This is a genomic window from Vreelandella glaciei, from assembly GCF_013415125.1.
In the GTDB taxonomy this organism is placed as follows: domain Bacteria; phylum Pseudomonadota; class Gammaproteobacteria; order Pseudomonadales; family Halomonadaceae; genus Vreelandella; species Vreelandella glaciei.
Genome location: NZ_JACCDE010000019.1, coordinates 1 through 18483, shown reverse-complemented (window position 1 = coordinate 18483; position 18483 = coordinate 1). Strand labels below are relative to the sequence as shown.

Here is an 18483-nt window from a genome sequence, read left to right as displayed (position 1 = left end):
AGCGTTCTTAAAAACGGTTCTTCCACTCGCGCAGAGTGGTAAACGTAGCGAGATCAGTATCATTAACACCCTGGGTGCCTGCTGCTTGGCGCACGCTATCTGTGCCCACGCGCAGGTAGGGATTAATTTTCAGCTCGCGTCCTATCGTGCTGGGTAAGGTGGGGCGATCCAATGCCCGCGCCTTTTCACACTCCTGCAAGGCGTGTTTAACGTCTTCGTTTTCAGGGTCCGCAGCACGAGCAAACGTCAGGTTCGCTTGCGTATACTCATGGGCTGCAAAGACCAGTGTATCTTCAGGTAGTTCCGCAAATTTGTTCAACGCGGCAAACATTTGCTCTGGGGTGCCTTCAAATAAACGGCCACAACCAGCGCAAAAAAGAGTGTCACCGCAAAAAAGAAGAGCAGGGATGCCCGCTGTGAAGTAGCTGATATGATCCAGCGTATGGCCCGGTGTCGCTATTACGTCGAATAAACGGCCCATAATGCGGACTTCATCGCCGTCGCCAACGGTCTCGTCAATCCCTTCAATGTTGGGGTTGGCTGGGCCGATAACGTGAGGCGAGTAGCGTTTAATTAATTCCGCTAAACCACCCGTATGATCATGGTGGTGATGCGTAATAAGGATGGATTTTAGCGTTAACGACTCACGCTCAAGAAACTCGATCACAGGGGCCGCTTCACCTGGATCCACCACGCAAACGCTTTGGCTGTTATCTTGTCTTAATAGCCAAATATAGTTGTCGCTTAGAGCTGGGATCGGTGTCACGCTCATCATCGGCGAGATCCTTTAAATTGCGAAAATACAGAATTCAGTAACCAACATGCGTAAACACGCAAAACATTGCGCTTCTTAACTTAATTAAAAAGTGGCGCTAAATCAGTGTAACCAAGGCGTTGAAAAGCCGTTACTGTGGAGGGAAGCGCTGTTCATGTCAAATTCGACAACGGCCACGACACTCGCCAAGCGCTTAATAAATTGCCAACCGTATTGGCAATCAGAGGCCGGGCGTTCGCTATGGGAAACACAACGTGCCTGTTTAGGTCCCGTGGTGGAATCGCGCGTGGGTGGCCACAGTTTGGAATTGAGTATGGGGCCAGCTTTAATGACCATGTCGGCGATTCCTCATTCCATTCGCTGGTCACCCACAAGGCCAATGGCTGAGAACGAGAACACTTTGATATGCCCGCCGGATCAGTTAGCGCTGCCGGATCGCTGCTTAGATGTCATGGTTATTCATCACTGGCTGGAGTATTTAACCGACGCCCATTTCGCGCTTCAGGAAGCCGCGCGGGTCACCGCCGACAATGGGATACTGGTACTGTTTGGCTTTAATCCGATCGGTGTCGGAGGCCTTGCCCGCCAATGGCGAAAACGCCAACAGCAGTTCCCCTGGGATGGCACTTGGCGCTCTGTTAACCGCCTACGCGACTGGTTGGCGTTTGTCGACTTCGAGGTAGAGCGCGTAGACTATTGCTGTTTTCGTGGACGGACGAGTGCTAAATGCGGTGAATATTGGGAGTCGCTGGGGCGTAGGCATAACCTACCGCTAGGCGAGAGCTATATGATTCAAGCCCGCAGGCGTCAACGCCAAGCGCCAGTGCAACGCCTGAAGTTTGGTTTAAAAGCGCCTACGTCTCCCGCTTCATTAGGCGTTACCCGCTCAGGTTCATCGGCTCACTATCAATCCTATCAAGAGCTCCCAACACAAGCTCAGACGCATCAATCAAAGGATCAAGAAATTGACTAAAGAGGCTGCCGGGCAACTGCCTCGGGTAACGGTGTATACCGATGGGGCTTGTCGGGGCAACCCAGGCCCCGGCGGATGGGGTGTGGTGCTGGCGAGCGGCCAGCATGAGAAAACCTTGAAAGGCTATGAATCAGATACCACTAATAACCGTATGGAGTTGATGGCTGCGATTATGGCCCTGCGAACGCTAAACACTCCCTGTGAAGTCGCGCTATGGACCGACTCACAATATGTTCGACAGGGCATAACCCAGTGGATTCATAACTGGTTAAAGCGCGGCTGGAAAACCGCCGCCAAGCAACCCGTCAAAAATGCTGAGTTGTGGAAAACCCTGCACGAAGAGACCCAGCGACACACAATAGAATGGCACTGGGTGAAAGGGCATAGCGGTCATCCCGGCAATGAGCGTGCCGACGCGTTAGCCAATGAAGCCATTGATGAGCATCACAAGAGGAGAGCATGATGCGCCAGGTGATCCTAGATACTGAAACCACGGGTATCGACCCTAAAGATGGTCATCGTTTAGTAGAAATTGGCGCGATTGAGATGGTCAACCGCCGTTTTACTGGCCGCACCTACCATCAATATATCAACCCTGAACGCCATATCGACGCAGAAGTCGTTGCCGTTCACGGGATTGACGACGCTAGAGTCGCCAGTGAGCCGGTTTTCGCGAAAATAGCCGACGAGTTTTGGGCCTTTATCGAAGGCGCCGAGCTGGTGATTCATAACGCCCCCTTCGATGTGGGTTTTATCGACCACGAACTGGGTATGCTTAATCAGCAGCGTAAAGCTCCCGCATTGGGGCCGGTGCGCGATCATTGCGCGGTATTAGATACCCTGACGATGGCCCGAGCCATGCACCCCGGCCAGCGTAATAGCCTGGATGCATTGTGCAAACGTTACGATATCGATAATGGCCACCGCGTACTGCACGGCGCGCTATTAGACTCTGAAATTCTCGCTGAAGTTTATTTGGCGATGACCGGCGGGCAAACCGCGCTGACGTTAGACGCGGCCTCCGCAGCAGAACAGGAGCAGGCGGATACCTCCAGTGAAGGTCTGTCGATTCAACGTATGACGCTTACTCCAGGTCAGTTGCGCGTTGTGCGCCCAACCGACGAGGAGCAGGTGGCCCATAAAGCCAAGTGTGAAGCGCATCAATTGAATTGGTTTGAAGGTATGGCAAGCGATGCTTAGGCGAGAAATCCCCCATCATGAACAGGCCGGGCGGGTTATTCGCCTGTCGCGCAGTATGCTGGCGCCTGCACCGCTAAGCGGTAGTGATGAGCTAACGCCGCTACAACCCTTTCAGCCCTGGACAGAACAGATGCAGCCGCTGTGTTATTGGGATGATGAGCCGGTCGCACTGTTGGTTGAGTCCCAAGCGGAAAGTAGCTGGATCGATGGTCGACAGTGGATGAGCGAGCTTTCTACCGGCTGGTTCAGCCTACTTTCAACGGCGTTGCAGGTGGGTGCCTGGTTGGAGAATCACCGTTTCTGTGGGCGCTGTGGTGCGCCAGCTACCAAGCTTACCGCGGAATTTGCAATGCATTGCGATGCCTGCGGGCACCGCAATTATCCGCGTATTTCGCCCTGCATTATTACGCTGGTGACTAGCGGCGAGGCGATGCTGCTAGCGCGTAGCCCGCGTTTTCCGCCAGGCCGTTATTCAACCTTGGCCGGCTTTATTGAGCCGGGCGAGTCCGCCGAAGAGGCCGTTCACCGGGAGGTGTTTGAGGAAGTGGGCGTGCATATTGACCAACTGCGTTACCACCAGAGCCAGGCTTGGCCGTTTCCCCATTCGCTGATGTTTGGCTACTTTGCTGAAGCGACAACCCGGCGTATTCGCATTGACGGGGTAGAGATCAGCGATGCTGCATGGTTTTCACCTCGCCAGCTACCATCGCTACCGCCACCTTATTCAATTTCACGCGAACTAATCGAAGCTCATTTGGCACGCTGGCGCTAGACGGCGCCGTGTGCCGATATGTCATTACTCGCTAGGGAATAGGCTGGTCAGCTTGGTGGCCAGCATGACATTGCCGGTTGCTTTTAGCTTGCCGGTCATGAATGCCGTCATGCCATTGATATCGCCACTCATGATGCCTTTTAGCGTGTCAGTCGTTAGGCTTAAGCTAACGGAAGGATCATCGTGTTCACCCTCTTGTACATCCAGCGTGCCATCTTGGATATTTAAGTAGTAGCTACCCGCGTCTGAGAAGTGGAACTGGAACACTTCGTTCATGCCCTTTGCCGCTTCAGGATTAAAGCGCGCTTTCAACTTCTCAAGGGTGTTGTTAGACATAACATTTCTCTCAATTAGGTAAATCAGACCCAGGCTAGCGATAATAGCCCAAAGAAACAATCGTGATGGCGAGTGAGATTATTTCATACACGCGTTTCAATCAAGCGTCGTGGTCAAACCCGCAACATCTTATCGGGGCAGAGCGCCCATCCTAAAAGACTCAAGCTGACCAATGGAGAACGTCGATGAATGAATGGATAGCGGAAATAGGTACGTTTGTCGTGCAAACCACCATCGTTATGTTGCTGATAGGCATTGGTTTATTTTTGATGGCGCGAACGAAACAAGACAAAGAGAGCGACTTAAAACTTCACATTGAGCCGCTGAATGAGCAACGCCGCCGTCGCGGTCGTCGTCTGCGGTTGACGGCCACGTTACCAGGTGCCCGTAAAAAGCTGCTAAAGACGTTTCGCAACGAAGATAAAAAACGCCATAAAGCGCAAAAAGCTAACCATGATACTACCCATGAACCACGGGTTTGGGTGCTCGATTTTCACGGTGACCTGAAGGCATCGCAAACTGAGCGCTTTGGTCAGGAAGTATCCGCTATTATTGATGTCGCCGCCGAAAATGACGAGGTGGTGATTCGGCTCGAATCCGCCGGTGGCCTGGTACACGCTTATGGGTTGGCAGCCGCACAGTTAGACCGCTTGCGTACGGCAGGGCTCACCACAACCGTATGTATTGATAAGGTGGCAGCGAGCGGTGGCTACCTGATGGCCTGTACCGCCCAGCATATCAAGGCAGCCCCCTTCGCTGTGATCGGCTCTATTGGGGTGGTGGCGCAAGTGCCCAATATTCATCGCTTGCTAAAACGCCACGATATTGACGTGGAGCTCCTAACCGCCGGTAAATACAAACGTACCTTGACCGTGTTGGGTGAAAATACCGAAGAGGGAAAAGCAAAGTTCCTCGAAGATTTAGAGAATACTCACCACTTATTCAAAAGCTATGTGGCTGAGCGGCGTCCCAGCATGGACATTGAAACGATTGCGACAGGTGAGATTTGGTACGGTAGCGAGGCCTTGCCCCAGCTGCTTGTTGACAGTGTGGGCACCAGCGAAGCTTATCTGGTTGAGCGCATGGCCGAGGCGCGTGTCTTTACAGTCAAGCTTGAGCCCCCTAAAACAGTGACTCGTAAACTTGGTTTGGCAGTGTCGGAAGGCGTTGAAAAAGCAGCCCTCAAAGCGCTTGGCTTGATCGACGCCGCTGGTTGGCAGCGGCGCTGAGCATCGTTCTGGGCTATGGTTAATAGCTAAGGTTAACAGCTACGGTTATTTTGTATGATTTTTAGCGATGTTGAAAACTATAAAGAGCTTTATGCTGCGTAGTGGTGTGCCAGGGTAGCAATCACTGCCTTGGCGCTCTCACTGCTCAGCGAATAATAGATGGTTTGTGACTCCCGCCGGGTATCGACGAGTTCATCACGTCTCAAAATGGCTAAGTGTTGTGAAAGCGCCGACTGGCTTAATGCAAGTTGTTGATTAATCTGCGTCACTGACAGCTCTTTTTCGGCAAGTAGGCAGAGTATTTGCAGGCGTTTTTCATTGGCCAGCGCTTTTAGCAGGTTAGTCCCTGCCTCAATAGCGCGACAGTTATGTTCAAGCAGGCGTGTAGCGGCGCTTGTAGAAGCAGACATAATGATCTCCTTGCCTACACTGTTACTTCAGCGTTTTTATGAGCATTGTTATACGTTGTAGTGGCATCGTCGCGTCGCGAGGATCAAGTTGTTTAATGATCTTTAATTTAGCGAGTTTTGTCCAAGTCGCTGTTTAACGATTAATCAATGGTAGGCCGGAGGTCGCTTTCTTGTCGACAATGCTGCTGAGCAGGCTGCTACTTTAGTCGCTTTTTAGCCCATAGTATGAGGGTGGGCGGGCGATTTACTTTATACAGTGTCAACAATCATCTTGTATCCTCATTACAATAAAGACAGAGACATCATGAGCCGCTACCAACATACCTTCCAGCAGTCGATAGAGCATCCAGAAGCGTTCTGGGCCGAGCAGGCCAAACGAATTCCTTGGTATACGCCGCCTCAAACCATCCTCAGTTACGATGAGCAGCAGCATGCGCGATGGTTTAGCGATGGTGAAATGAACCTTTGCTTCGCCGCACTTGATTACCACGTTGAAAATGGCCGCGGTGACCAGGCAGCGATTTTCTGGGACTCGCCCGCCGCCCAAGCCAAACTCACCATTAGCTACCGGGATATGCGCGACAAAGTGGCTTACTTTGCGGGGGCGTTGACGCAGTTAGGGGTGGAGAAGGGGGATCGGGTGGTGATTTACATGCCAATGATCCCCGAAGCGCTGGTGGCTATGTACGCCTGCGCCCGGCTTGGTGCCATACACTCGGTGGTATTTGGTGGCTTCGCCCCCCATGAACTGGCGGCACGGATTGAAGACGCCGAGCCTAAAGTGGTGGTTGCCGCTTCCTGCGGTATCGAGCTGGGCAAGGTATTGCCCTATAAGCCAATGGTAGACCAAGCCGTTGAATTAAGCGCCCATAAGCCGGATGCCTGTGTCGTTTATCAGCGGGAAGCGCACCGAGCTGAATTGGAGGAGGGCGACTACGACTGGGAAGAGCTGGTTGCGAAGGCGCCATTTGCTGAGTGCGTGCCGGTGAAGGGAACCGACCCGCTGTATATCCTCTATACTTCAGGCACCACCGGAAAACCCAAAGGCGTTATGCGCGATACCGGTGGCTACGCGGTGGCGCTGGCTTATTCGATGCACGCGATCTACGCCATGGAGCCCGGTGAAGTGTTCTTTACCGCTTCAGATGTGGGCTGGGTCGTCGGGCACTCCTACATTGTTTACGCCCCCTTGCTACTTGGTTGCACCACGGTGGTATACGAGGGCAAACCGGTAAAAACCCCCGATGCGGGCAGCTTCTGGCGGTTAATCGAGGAGTACCGGGTGAAGAGCTTCTTCACCGCGCCGACGGCGTTTCGCGCGATTAAGAAAGAGGATCCCGATGCCAAACTGCTACAGAACTACGATATCAGCAGCCTAAAGCATCTTTACGTGGCCGGTGAACGCCTCGATCCACCCACGTTTCACTGGCTGGATGACCTTTTGGACGTGCCGGTCATTGATCACTGGTGGCAAACTGAAACTGGCTGGCCCATCGCCGCTAACTTGCCCGGCTTAGAAGCCGTGCCCACCAAGGCAGGATCCGCAACGTTCCCCGTTCCTGGCTTCAATGTGAAAGTGCTCAATCGCGATGGCGAGCAAGCCAAACCCATGGAGCAGGGCAGTGTGGTGATTAAACAGCCCATGCCGCCTGGTTGTTTGACCGGCGTATGGCGCGACGAGAAGCGCTTTCATGGTGCCTATATGGCTGCATTTCCCGGCTACTATTTAACCGGTGATGGCGGTTATTTTGATGAGCAGGGCTATCTGTTCATTATGGGCCGCACCGATGACGTCATTAACGTGGCAGGGCACAGACTCTCGACCGGCGAAATGGAAGAGGTGGTCGGTGCTCATCCTGCAGTTGCAGAGTGCGCGGTAATTGGGATTCATGACGATCTTAAAGGGCAACTGCCGATTGGCCTGGTGATTCCTAAGGATGGTTTTAATGGCGATGAAGCGACACTGGAGGCCGAGCTAATTGCGCGGGTTCGCGAGCATATTGGCCCTATTGCCTGCTTCAAGCAGGTGTTAGTGGTCGAGCGCTTACCCAAAACCCGCTCGGGTAAAATTCTGCGCAAACTGCTGCGTACGATTGCCGACGGCAAAGAGTTTGGTATTCCCTCGACCATTGATGACCCCACCAGCCTAGCCGATGTTCACGCCGTCATGCGCGAACGCTCGGTAGGTGCCGCTGATAGAGCCACACCACTGGATTGATGCGGCTACTTTTTATTAGCCAAGTGCGAGTGCATGCAGATTACCAGGGGGTGGCAGCTTTCATTGCCTGGCTTTTAATGTCATGTAGAAGCCGTATAATGCGCTCCCGAGAACAGCGCCAGCTTTATCAACGTTGATGTAGCTATGCGCTTACTACCCGAGGGTTCCCTAACCCCTCTTATCTATTAAAAAAAGGTCGACCCGCATGTTTGCATTGAGTGAGACTCAGCACCGCCGTTGCCTACTGGTGATGGTGGCTTTTCATATTGGCATTATTGCCGCCAGTAACTATCTTGTTCAGCTACCGTTTACGCTGTTTGGCTTTCATACCACCTGGGGCGCGTTTAGCTTCCCGTTTATCTTTCTAGCCACTGACCTAACGGTTCGCCTGTTTGGTAAAGGGCCGGCTCGATCGATTATTCTGCGCGTTATGCTTCCCGCGCTGTTGGTCTCCTATGTGGTATCCGTGGTATTTCCCCGCGGCAGCTTTGCCGGGATTGAGGCTCTTTCGGAGTGGAATCTATTTGTCGCCCGTATCGCCCTCGCCAGCTTCTTGGCGTATGTGATTGGACAATTACTGGATGTTCAGGTGTTTGACCGCTTGCGCCAGTGGGCCTGGTGGGTGGCGCCTGTTTGTTCGACGGTGCTGGGTAATCTAGCGGATACCTTTGCGTTCTTCTCGGCAGCGTTCTATAACAGTCCAGACCCGTTTATGGCCGCCAATTGGATGGAAATTGCCGCCGTGGACTATGCGATCAAACTCGCCATTAGTCTGCTGTTCTTCCTGCCGCTGTATGGTTTGTTGCTGGCCTGGCTTACGCGCCGCTTGGTGGTCTGGACAGGTCAAATGGATACTGCACCCCGTACGGCCTAATCGTATAAAGTCCACCATAATCGCCAAGGCTTAGGAGCAAGCATGATGAACGTTGCCACTGTTGATTTGCACTTTATCGATATGCCCGCCGACGATACCGTGACGGATGCCACGCCGCTAGTCGTGATACATGGCTTGCTGGGGAGTGCTGATAACTGGCGTTCGCACTTAAAAGTATGGCAGCGTGGCCGCCGAGTGATTGCGCTTGATCTACGTAACCATGGCCGTTCCCCCCATGCCGAGGGAATGCGTTACGCCACTATGGTGGATGATGTGCTTGCGCTAATGGATAAGCTCTCGATTGAGCGCGCGCATGTGCTTGGCCACTCCATGGGCGGCAAGGTGGCGATCAGTTTGGCACGCTTGGCGCCTGAGCGAGTGGCATCATTAATCGTGGCCGATATCGCTCCGGTGGCTTACGAGCACGGTCACGATGATGTGTTTGCTGCGCTGGACAACGTGCGGCAAGGGCAGCCCAAAAATCGCCGTGAAGCCGATAACCTGCTGGGCGAACACGTCGATTCCCGGCCGACACGCTTGTTTTTAGCCACCAACCTGATGCGCAATGAGGACAACGTGATGGCGCTACGCGTTGGGTTGGATCATATCAAGCAGGGCTATAGTGACATTATTGGCGTGCCCGATGGCGAGCAGCCGTACGATGGCCCGGCGCTGGTGCTGCGCGGCGGCGATTCCCACTATGTGGCTGACGATATGGTCCCCGCTCTGCGTGAGGTGCTGCCCCGTGCCCGCGTGGTAACGCTCAAGAACGCCGGTCACTGGCTACATGCTGACCAGCCAGAAGCGTTTCAGCAAGCCGTCATGGCGTTCATTGACGCTCAATAGGGCAGTCTTAACCGAGCGGGATGACCGTTAGGCCATGTTGTTCCGGGGAACGCAAAAAGCGGTTCAATATACGGTAGCTATCTACATCAAAGCTTGCGGACGCATCGGCTAGGGTTTTGGCCTTTTTAAGGCTTGCCGCACTGCCCAGGTAGCACCATTGGCGAACCACGTGCCAAGCAGGCGTGCTATCCGCTGCTTGCTCTTCAATGGCAATACTGCCTGGCCAGGGCCACACATTAACCTGTAGCTGCATGAGCGCCGCCTTGGCTCGCTGAGTGTGCTGTGCAATCGACTCCTGGCCATGACAGGCGCCAAGGCACTTACCCACCTGATTGGCAAAACAGCGGCCCTTACCTTTTTCAAGCCCCAGTACTCGCGGGCAGAGCTTTTGTTCTTCAGCAACAGCTCTTAATGTGTTCTTAGCCTCTCGTGCATTGCGGAACAAACCGTACAGTGCGCCACTGATTGGCAGGCTCATGGCACTTCTGCTAAGCAGTTCCGGGTGGTTGGCTTCTGCCTCCCAGTGCCAGGTGGTCAGCTTGCGCTGCTTGCGTAGCTGCCGGTTCATAATCGGCATTAACGTTTTCACCAGTTGCGCCTCACGCAACTGGGCGCCTAAATCGCCAGCGGTTTCCTCCCATTCGATATGTTGCACCTGCTGAGCTAGGCGCATCTCTTTATCGTCCTGGTGATCACGCTGAAAGTGGCCTAGTACGCGGCTGCGTAGATTGACGCTTTTGCCCACATACAACGGCAGCCGATTGTGACCGTAAAACAGGTACACGCCAGGGCAGGTGGGCAGCCCTTCAAGCTGAGCGCTGTCTAAATGGGCGGGCAATGTTCGGTGGCGTCGCTCATCACCCAGCAGGTTCTGCCATGCTTCTTCACTGTGCTCAACTTGCCACGTTTGCCAGAGTGACCACAGGGCATCCACATCATCACCAGCCCGGTGGTGGCGGATAGGTGAAATGCCGTAGCGGTTAAGTAACGCTTTCAGATTGTGCTGACGCTCCTGGGGAGCTATCCGCCGCGATAAACGCAGCGTGCATATCAATGAGGCGCGAAAATCTTGCCCCGCGCGCTTAAACTCATTGCGCAAAAAGCTGTAGTCAAAGCGCGCATTGTGAGCAACCAGTTGCCCGTCGCCAAGCCACTCACGTAGTGATTCGGCGATGTGGGTAAACCGTGGCGCCTCCCTCAGCATATCGTCACGAATCCCGGTGAGCTGGGTGATTTGCGCGGGCACTTTACATTCTGGGTATATCAAGCTCGACCAGCGATCAACCAGCTCACCGTTAACGACTTTCAGGGCGGCGATTTCGGTAATTCGATCGCGAGTTGCCCGGGTGCCGGTGGTCTCAACATCGACAAAGATTAATACTGTTTCGCTCATGCGTCGCCAACGTAGTGAGAGAGCTATCGGTATGTGATTACTGATTATAACGTGTGCGGATCTACCGCTAAACGCGATACCGGCAACACATCGCTAGTAATGCCCGTTTGCTGCAAAAAAGTTTCAAAGGCGGCATAACGTCGGCTATCTAGTGCTGCTGGGTTAAGCGCCATGCGTCGCAGGATGTCCTCCCAGGCCCCAGCATTAATGTCATTATCGAGCACCGGGTGGGTACTAATGAGCAGCTCCCAGGCAGCATCAGGATTGTCGACGATCCAGTGACTCGCCTGCTCAAGGGCAAGCACAAAGCGAGACCACGTATCGGCGCGGCGGGCAAGGGTATCGCTATTGGCCAGCACTACTAAGCCGTCACTACGGGGAATATCCAGCTCATCGAAACGAATGATGTGGGTGTTAATCCCTTCCGTTGCTAGCTGCTGGGGAAGGTAGTGATAAAAACCATCCGAGACTGCGTCGATTTGGCCTTCCCGCATTGCTCGTATTGGGTCGAAGTGTAAGTTGACCGGTGCTGCGAAATCATCGGTTTGCTGTACTGAGCGGGGTAGTAACCGAGGAATACTCAGGTCGCGGCCTTCTCCAGTGGTATAACCGTAATGTAACCCTGCCAAAGTATTTTCAGTTTCCGCTTGTTCTTCCCCCGCCACAATGACCGCCGTAAGCGACGTTTCAATCAGTGTCGCAATCCGGATAATCGGTGCGCCGTTATGGGCTTGTAGATGAAGCAGCGGCTGGCGCGTTAACGCTAGATCAACCTCGCCTGCGGTTAGCAGCTTGATGGCGATGGAAGGGTCGGCCGGTGACTGAATCTCTACCTCAAGCCCTTGGTTAATATACAGGCCTCGTTCTTTCGCAATCACCAAGGCAGCGTGCTGTGGGCTTAGGTACCAATCCAGCATCAGCGTCAGGTGTTTAACCGGCGGTGGCTCAAGAGGCGGGGCTGGGGAAAGTGCCATAGTGGGCGCTGCTTCGGTATCACTTTCACTTTCCCTTTCAACGGGTCGCCATAAGCCATCCGGCACCTCAACGTCGGTATCCAACGTTAGGGGGGCGGTTTCATGACTGCTTACTTCATTCTCTTCATTTGCGTAACTAGCTGAATTAAAAAATAATAACGTAAAGATGAGGCTCAACAGGGTAGGGTGCCAATAGCGTGACAGGCAGCGCAACATAGTCAGTAACTCCAAATGTTGTAACGGCGAAGTGTAGCCGCCCGGGAAAGCTTCTGACTAGCCCTTTAACCACAAGGGCGCGTGGAGAAGACACAGTAAATTCAACGGTTACATGTAATAATAGCGCTGTATTGATGTAGAGACGGAGAGTCATGGACGCAATTTATATGTTCTTTTTGGTAGGCGGCTCGCTGATGGCGCTCAGTATCTTGGCCAGCCGCTTATCGTCAATGATGGGTGTGCCACTACTGCTGATCTTCCTTGGGCTAGGTATGCTAGCAGGTGAAGAAGGCGTGCTAGGCGTTGTGTTCGATGACTACTCCATGGCTTTTGCAATCGGCCATCTCGCGCTCGCCATGATTTTGTTAGACGGTGGCCTACGTACTCGCCTCAAAACCTTCCGGGTAGGTTTTAAGCCCGCGCTCTCTCTCGCGACCTTTGGGGTCTTTATCACCAGCGCTATTGTTGGCGTGATCGCGATGTGGATTTTTGATCTCACCATCGTGCAGGGTCTGTTGGTCGGTGCCATTGTTGGTTCTACCGATGCCGCTGCGGTGTTCTCCATGCTCAGTGGCCGCGGGGTCAATCTTAACGAGCGGGTAGGCGCCACGCTTGAAATTGAATCGGGTACCAACGACCCGATGGCGATTTTCCTAACCTTGATGCTGGTAGAGCTGTTAGTTGGCGATATTGGTGGCCCCACCGAAACGCTGCTGTTTTTTATTGCCCAGTTCGGCATTGGCTTGATTGTCGGCCTGGGTGGCGGCTGGCTGAGCGCTAAACTGCTGCGCTGGCTAGACTTGGCACCCGGCCTATATGCGATGTTGGCATTAGCGCTTGGCTTCAGTGTGTTTGGCCTAACCAGTGTGCTGGGTGGCAGCGGCTTCCTGGCTATCTACTTGGCCGGTTTGATGATTGGTAATCAGCCGGGTCGCCATCTCAACTTTATCCTCCCTGTTCACGATGGCCTCGCATGGCTTAGCCAGATTGGCCTGTTCCTGGTGCTTGGCCTGCTGGTGACGCCGAGTGAACTGTGGGACGTGGCACTACCTGCCGGCTTGGTGGCGCTGGCGCTTATCTTTGTTGCGCGCCCCTTGGCCGTGCTGATCACTATTAAACCGTTCTTTAAATTCCGCTGGCGGGAAACCTTCTTTATTGCCTGGGTCGGTTTAAGAGGGGCGGTTCCCATCGTACTGGCTATCTTCCCGGTGATTGGTGGGGTTGAAAACGCTTCACTCTACTTTAACGTCGCGTTTGCCGTGGTATTGATGTCGCTGCTAATTCAAGGCGGCTCGCTGACGCTGATGGCCAAGTGGTTGAAGGTAGAAGTACCGGTAGGCACCGTGCCTAACCGACGCGGCCCGCTGGGCATTTTGCCAGAAAACGATTTTGAGCTATTTGTTTACGGCGTAGAGAACCAGGATTTGGAGGACGTGCCTATCCGGCTTCTCCGCTTCCCATCCGGGGCGCTGATTTCGGCGCTGTTCCGCAACCACACCATGCTTCACCCCAAGGGCAGCACACGCTTAAAACTTGGGGACGTGATTTGCGTTATCGGCCGCTCGGAAGACCTATACTCCCTTAACCGGCTATTCAATGGCGATGCCAAACTCAAGCAGGAACGTGCCTTCTTCGGCACCTTTACCCTGGATGGCAGCGCACAAATGCAGGATATCGCCCAGGCCTATGGCCTAACACTAAGCCCCGGTGAGCAAAACATGACCCTGGCTGAGTTTATTGCCCTACGCGTGGGTGGGCACCCGGTCGTCGGGGATGATGTAGATTGGCACGGTATTCATTGGGTAGTCAGCGATATGGAAGGCGGCAAGATTACCCGTGTCGGGTTACGTTTGTACTAAAGGCGTTGACTTCCAAGGGAAAGCTGTTATTATACGCACCCATAAGCCGGAGGGATGGCAGAGCGGTTGAATGCACCGGTCTTGAAAACCGGCGTAGGTGAATAACCTACCCAGGGTTCGAATCCCTGTCCCTCCGCCACATATTACGAATAAGCCGCTGATTTCAGCGGCTTATTCGTGTCTGTAATTTAATCAGCCCATACTTTGGTTTTGGCTCTCATTGGGCAAAATTGAACTGTTTTGGACGCTGACTCCCTTACTGCTGATTCTTTGTCATTTACCCTCGAACCATAGGTAATCCCCCCATTTTTAGAGGGCTTCAAAAGTAGACCTCAGGCCATCATGGCCAACTTCTGTTGAGGAGTGATTCCTCCGAGTCCCATATTGGGTCGTTCGTGATTGTAGTGCCAGAGCCAGCGAGTAGCATAATCCTGGACTTCTTCGGTGCTGTCGAACAAATACTGTGCCAGCCAATCGTAACGCACCGTGCGGTTGTAACGTTCGATATAGGCATTCTGCTGGGGTTTGCCGGGCTGGATAAACGCCAACACAATGCCTTGGTTTTCCGCCCAGTTCGCCAACTTGCCGCTGATGTATTCAGGGCCGTAGTACTTGCTGAATAAGCGGGTTGGAGCCAGCCATCTGTACCAAAATCTCTGATGCCAATCAGTGGATTTAGGAGATGTGCACATGGCTGACAACGTAAAGAATAGCTCTGTGAAGGTGATGATCGCCATCGACATTGCTAAAACGTCCCATGATGCGGTCATTTTATGGCCGTCAGGTCGTACCAAAACGTTTAAGTTTCCTAACACGTTAGTGGGTTATCAGAACCTCATTCATGCAGCAGAAGCACCTGCTGAAGATATTTTGGTGGCCTTTGAGCCAACGGCTGACTTTCATCGTAATATTGCCTATTGGTTAAGGTCTCAAGGCGCCTTGTGTCATATGGTGTCGTCTTTAGCCTGCGCCAGAGCGCGTGAAATGTTGTTTAAAAGCTGGAATAAAAACGACAAGAAAGACGCGCGGGTTATCATGTACTTGATGCAGCAGGGCATGATGCAACCATTTTACGATCCGTTAGTGAATGAAATGCTAGATATTCAGGAGCTTGCGAATACGTATTATCAAATCTCACTCGCTAGATCCCGCTGTCAACATAGTTTATTTAATCATTACCTCACCCTCTTTTTTCCAGAAATGGAGCGTTTTTTTAATAGCACCCGTGCCGTATGGTTTTGCCGCTTCTTGCTGAAATTCCCTACTCCACTAAGTATCACGCGCTATAAAAAAACGACCTTCGTGCAACGTGCTTGGGAGGTAGTGGGGAGGAAGGTGGCCAAACAGCGCTTTTTAGAAGAGATGTATGAAGTGGCAGAGCAGTCGATAGCGTTACCCGTACCGCTTAATAGCCCCGCAATTGCCACCTTCAAATTGCAGATCAGGCGTTATTTGAAGCTAACCGAGCAACGGCAGCAAATCGAAGAAGCCGCTGACCAGTTGATATCTCACCGCGATGATTACCAGCGACTTCGGACATTGCCTGGTATTGGTCCTAGCATTGCGTTAGTTATTATTGCCGAAAGTGGTGACCTAACGCGTTTTTGTCATTATCGCCAATACCTTAGCTTTTGTGGCTTCAACTTGTCGGCAAGTCAAAGTGGTAAACAACAAGGGCATTACCGCTTATCAAAGCGAGGCAATGCACGTTTACGGTACGCCTTCTGGTTGGCAGCCACGGTCGCCATCAGACAGCGGGAAAATACATTTCGACAGAAATACGAGCGCTATATTCGGGCAACCCCTGATGATCCTGATATCAAGCGGAAAGCCCGTGTGGCAGTGGCTGTTAAATTAGCCCGCGTCGCGCATGCTTTAATAAAGACAGGTAGTGATTATCGAGGCTATTATGAGTTTGGTTGTGAGACGTAAATCTGTGCCGTTAGGGCGCCCAGTGACCCTGTAGATAATGCTCAACGCTCACAACCGTTCCAAAATGCTTTGTTAAGTCCTGTTGGGCCATTTGGACCCTTGTACACTATGGTGAGCACCCTTTAGATCTGGTTGCGACGTATGAGCCTGAGTAGTGAGTAAGTGTTCCGATGCCGAGCACGAAGTGAGATTTTGTGTGCATATTGAGTGGGTTCCGTAGGTAGTCCGTTGTCACAGCGAATAGAGCGCGGTTTGCCCCGCCACTCAATGATCTGCTCCAGTGATCGGATAACACGCTCTGCCGGAAGCGAGAAGTCTACTTCGATGCCAAGGCCTTCGCGGTTGAAGTCATCAATCACATTCAGCAGCCGGTAGCTGCGACCATCGTTGAGCTGGTCGTGCATGAAGTCCATCGACCAACTGTCATTGATCATTTCCGGCACGGCCAATGGCTCCGGCTTTTCACGAACCAGGCGTTTCTTGGGTTTTATCCGCAGGTTCAGTTCCAGCTCCCGATAAATTCGGTAAACCCGTTTGTGATTCCAGCCAAACCCTTTGACGTTTCTCAGGTGCAAAAAGCACAGGCCGAAGCCCCAATTTCGCTGGTTATGGGTCAACCGGGTTAGCCAATCGGCGATCTCGGCATTCTCGCTGCTGAGCTTGGCCCGGTAGCGATAGCAGGTCTCGCTGATGCTGAACATCCAGCAAGCCAGCCGAATACTGATGCGCTTCTCATTGCCGGCTTTCTGCGCCATCTCACGGCGTCGAGACGGCTTCACCACTTTTTTTCGATGGCTTCCTTGAGGATGTCCGCTTTCACTCGTTCCTCAGCGTACATCTTCTTGAGCCGTCGGTTTTCATCCTCTAGCTCTTTCAGCCGGGCCATCATGGACGCATCCATGCCGCCGAATTTAGCTCGCCACTTGTAGAAAGTCGCACTGCTCATGCCATGCTCACGACATAGCTCTGGAACCGGTGCGCCGCCTTCGGCTTGCTTGAGAATTGACAGTATTTGGCTGTCGGAAAAACGTGATTTTTTCATGCAGAATCTCCCTGCGCTTAGCTTACGGAAAATTCTACTTTTGAACACTCTGGTTTTTCGGGGGGATTACCAAACCGTAAGGTGATTTCCAGCAGCAGAAAGCTGCAACCATGATGACGAGCCGATGTAGAGAGTGAGTATTGCCAGTGCCGGAGCAAAGCCTTCAATTGTGCCTAGCGTAAAAAGAGGGGCCATTTGAAGTCGCTAGTTTAAAGCTGAGTAGCCTCACAACTGAAAATTCCCACAGCGACTACCCTGCAATACAACCAAGCAGGGTGCCATCATCGTACTGCCAGGTGCGAGTAAACCGAATTGCCGCTTCTGGGTAACTAACCTACGGAGATGTTGACCATGTCAAAAAGTAAGACACCCATGACTTCAGCTGCTGCTTCACGAATCCAGAGCCACACAGCAAAATCAAATGGGGGCGCTGTACCGAAGGATTCCTTCAGCTCAAGAGCTAGCAGTGCAAGTACCCGCAACGCCCCACGAAATCAGGGGAAGAAGTAAATAATTCTATGGCTCAGGTTGATCAGTGGTCACCTGGGCCATATGCTCCCAGTATTTTGGGTATTCTGAAAATTTATTCACTAACCATTCCATGTCTATTAGCTCAGCTAGGGACGGAGCCCGCTGCATGAGACCTTGTAGTTGGGCACATTCGTACTCAATCCATTTCGTCCATGCGGTTGCTACACGGGTCATAACAAATGGTAGAAATGCGTCATATGCCTCACTGCTGAGGGATTCAAGAAACTTTGTAAGGTGCTCAGATTCTGGAATAGCACCTCTCCGCCATTGCTTCCAAAGAGACAGGCGAGAGTCATTGGCTGCGTCTGTAATTTTTTGAAGTGTATCTGCAGAACTATCATTGGAAGGGCACTGTTTAACACGTGTTTTCGGTAGGGCTGGTAAAGGCATGTGAAGTGCCATTCCACTGTTCGTCACTGGCTTTTCTCCAATATCCAAAAAAGCCCTTCGCCAGTAAGCGTACAGCCTTTCAGTAGGAGTGATCAGCTTGCCTTGTTTTATCAGTGGCAACATTCGGCCCATAGCACCATGGTTGACCAAGGCATCATCCAGGCTGACTGACAGTCTCAGGGATTTTCGAAGCGGCAACATATCAGCTATGAAGTTAGCCAGCAGTTGGTGGTAAAAATCCACCCGAAGACTAAAGGAGCATTTGAGTGCTTCTGCTACTTGCTTGAGCGTTCTGGTATGACCTGTCCTATTGGCGTCAATGATGACAATGCCATAAGACTGGATTTGTTGTGGGGAGAGGAGGGTGTAGTGTTGGCAGGCTTCGCAGAAGGCTGAACCGCCCCGGTTATTCCGGAGACCGGTTTGTTTGAGTCAAGCAGCTTCACCCGACTCTTCCAGTTGACGATAATACGTCCTTTCTCGTTCTGCTGGTGGAACGTTTCCGATGGGTTC

Annotated in this window: 16 protein-coding genes, 1 tRNA gene and 2 pseudogenes; 11 read left to right on the top strand and 8 right to left on the bottom strand. The window is 52.6% G+C overall.

Annotated elements, in window-relative coordinates:
• Positions 1-7: 7 nt before the first annotated feature.
• Positions 8-775, bottom strand: a complete 768-nt coding sequence (gene gloB, locus HZS80_RS13460; protein WP_035555693.1) for a hydroxyacylglutathione hydrolase — start codon at positions 773-775, stop codon at positions 8-10.
• A 154-nt stretch (positions 776-929) separates the two neighbouring features.
• Between gloB and HZS80_RS13455 the strand changes: the two genes are divergently transcribed.
• From HZS80_RS13455 to nudC, 4 genes are read left to right on the top strand one after another with little or no spacing between them, the layout of a single operon-like run.
• Positions 930-1748 (top strand): class I SAM-dependent methyltransferase, encoded by an 819-nt coding sequence (locus HZS80_RS13455; protein WP_179916370.1) that lies wholly within the window; start codon positions 930-932, stop codon positions 1746-1748.
• Positions 1741-2211, top strand: a complete 471-nt coding sequence (gene rnhA, locus HZS80_RS13450) for a ribonuclease HI (RefSeq protein WP_008956920.1) — start codon at positions 1741-1743, stop codon at positions 2209-2211. Before HZS80_RS13455 ends, rnhA begins: the two co-directional genes overlap by 8 nt.
• A complete protein-coding gene (gene dnaQ, locus HZS80_RS13445; RefSeq protein WP_035555700.1) occupies positions 2211-2948 on the top strand; it encodes a DNA polymerase III subunit epsilon in 738 nt (245 codons plus the stop codon). Before rnhA ends, dnaQ begins: the two co-directional genes overlap by 1 nt.
• Positions 2941-3720 (top strand): NAD(+) diphosphatase, encoded by a 780-nt coding sequence (gene nudC, locus HZS80_RS13440; protein WP_179916369.1) that lies wholly within the window; start codon positions 2941-2943, stop codon positions 3718-3720. The genes dnaQ and nudC overlap by 8 nt, the downstream gene beginning before the upstream one ends.
• Before the next feature lie 24 nt (positions 3721-3744).
• On the opposite strand, the gene HZS80_RS13435 is transcribed toward nudC, so the two are convergent.
• Complete coding sequence (locus tag HZS80_RS13435; RefSeq protein WP_035555706.1) at positions 3745-4056, bottom strand: SCP2 sterol-binding domain-containing protein; 312 nt, start codon at positions 4054-4056, stop codon at positions 3745-3747.
• 185 nt (positions 4057-4241) lie between these two features.
• On the opposite strand from HZS80_RS13435, the gene sohB reads away from it, so the two are divergent.
• On the top strand, positions 4242-5285 hold the full coding sequence (gene sohB, locus HZS80_RS13430) for a protease SohB (protein ID WP_179916368.1): 1044 nt from the start codon (positions 4242-4244) through the stop codon (positions 5283-5285).
• 89 nt (positions 5286-5374) lie between these two features.
• Here the strand turns inward: sohB and HZS80_RS13425 are convergent, their stop codons facing one another.
• Positions 5375-5695, bottom strand: a complete 321-nt coding sequence (locus HZS80_RS13425; protein ID WP_008956925.1) for an ArsR/SmtB family transcription factor — start codon at positions 5693-5695, stop codon at positions 5375-5377.
• 304 nt (positions 5696-5999) lie between these two features.
• On the opposite strand from HZS80_RS13425, the gene HZS80_RS13420 reads away from it, so the two are divergent.
• From HZS80_RS13420 to HZS80_RS13410, 3 genes are all read left to right on the top strand, one after another.
• Complete coding sequence (locus HZS80_RS13420; RefSeq protein WP_179916367.1) at positions 6000-7913, top strand: propionyl-CoA synthetase; 1914 nt, start codon at positions 6000-6002, stop codon at positions 7911-7913.
• Between the two features lie 205 nt (positions 7914-8118).
• On the top strand, positions 8119-8787 hold the full coding sequence (locus tag HZS80_RS13415) for a 7-cyano-7-deazaguanine/7-aminomethyl-7-deazaguanine transporter (protein WP_179916366.1): 669 nt from the start codon (positions 8119-8121) through the stop codon (positions 8785-8787).
• 42 nt (positions 8788-8829) lie between these two features.
• The gene (locus HZS80_RS13410) at positions 8830-9633 is read left to right on the top strand and encodes an alpha/beta fold hydrolase (protein WP_179916365.1); all 804 of its coding nucleotides are present in this window, start codon (positions 8830-8832) and stop codon (positions 9631-9633) included.
• A 7-nt stretch (positions 9634-9640) separates the two neighbouring features.
• On the opposite strand, the gene HZS80_RS13405 is transcribed toward HZS80_RS13410, so the two are convergent.
• A complete protein-coding gene (locus tag HZS80_RS13405; RefSeq protein WP_179916364.1) occupies positions 9641-11026 on the bottom strand; it encodes a 3'-5' exonuclease family protein in 1386 nt (461 codons plus the stop codon).
• 44 nt (positions 11027-11070) lie between these two features.
• Positions 11071-12216 (bottom strand): ABC transporter substrate-binding protein, encoded by a 1146-nt coding sequence (locus HZS80_RS13400; RefSeq protein WP_179916363.1) that lies wholly within the window; start codon positions 12214-12216, stop codon positions 11071-11073.
• A 152-nt stretch (positions 12217-12368) separates the two neighbouring features.
• Here HZS80_RS13400 and HZS80_RS13395 point away from each other — a divergent pair, with 152 nt between their 5' ends.
• Positions 12369-14075, top strand: a complete 1707-nt coding sequence (locus HZS80_RS13395; protein ID WP_035555732.1) for a potassium/proton antiporter — start codon at positions 12369-12371, stop codon at positions 14073-14075.
• Between the two features lie 48 nt (positions 14076-14123).
• Positions 14124-14214 (top strand) — tRNA-Ser (locus HZS80_RS13390).
• A gap of 193 nt (positions 14215-14407) precedes the next feature.
• On the opposite strand, the pseudogene HZS80_RS13385 reads toward HZS80_RS13390, so the two are convergent.
• A pseudogene (locus HZS80_RS13385) lies at positions 14408-14680 on the bottom strand (transposase); the annotation flags it as partial.
• Positions 14681-14765: 85 nt separating this feature from the next.
• Between HZS80_RS13385 and HZS80_RS13380 the strand changes: the two are divergent.
• Entirely contained in the window at positions 14766-16007 is a 1242-nt protein-coding gene (locus HZS80_RS13380) for an IS110 family RNA-guided transposase (protein ID WP_179916362.1), read from the top strand.
• Between the two features lie 224 nt (positions 16008-16231).
• Here the strand turns inward: HZS80_RS13380 and HZS80_RS13375 are convergent.
• Positions 16232-17049: pseudogene (locus HZS80_RS13375) on the bottom strand (IS3 family transposase); the annotation flags it as partial.
• 516 nt (positions 17050-17565) lie between these two features.
• Entirely contained in the window at positions 17566-18213 is a 648-nt protein-coding gene (locus HZS80_RS13370) for a hypothetical protein (protein WP_179916361.1), read from the bottom strand.
• Positions 18214-18483 lie beyond the last annotated feature (270 nt).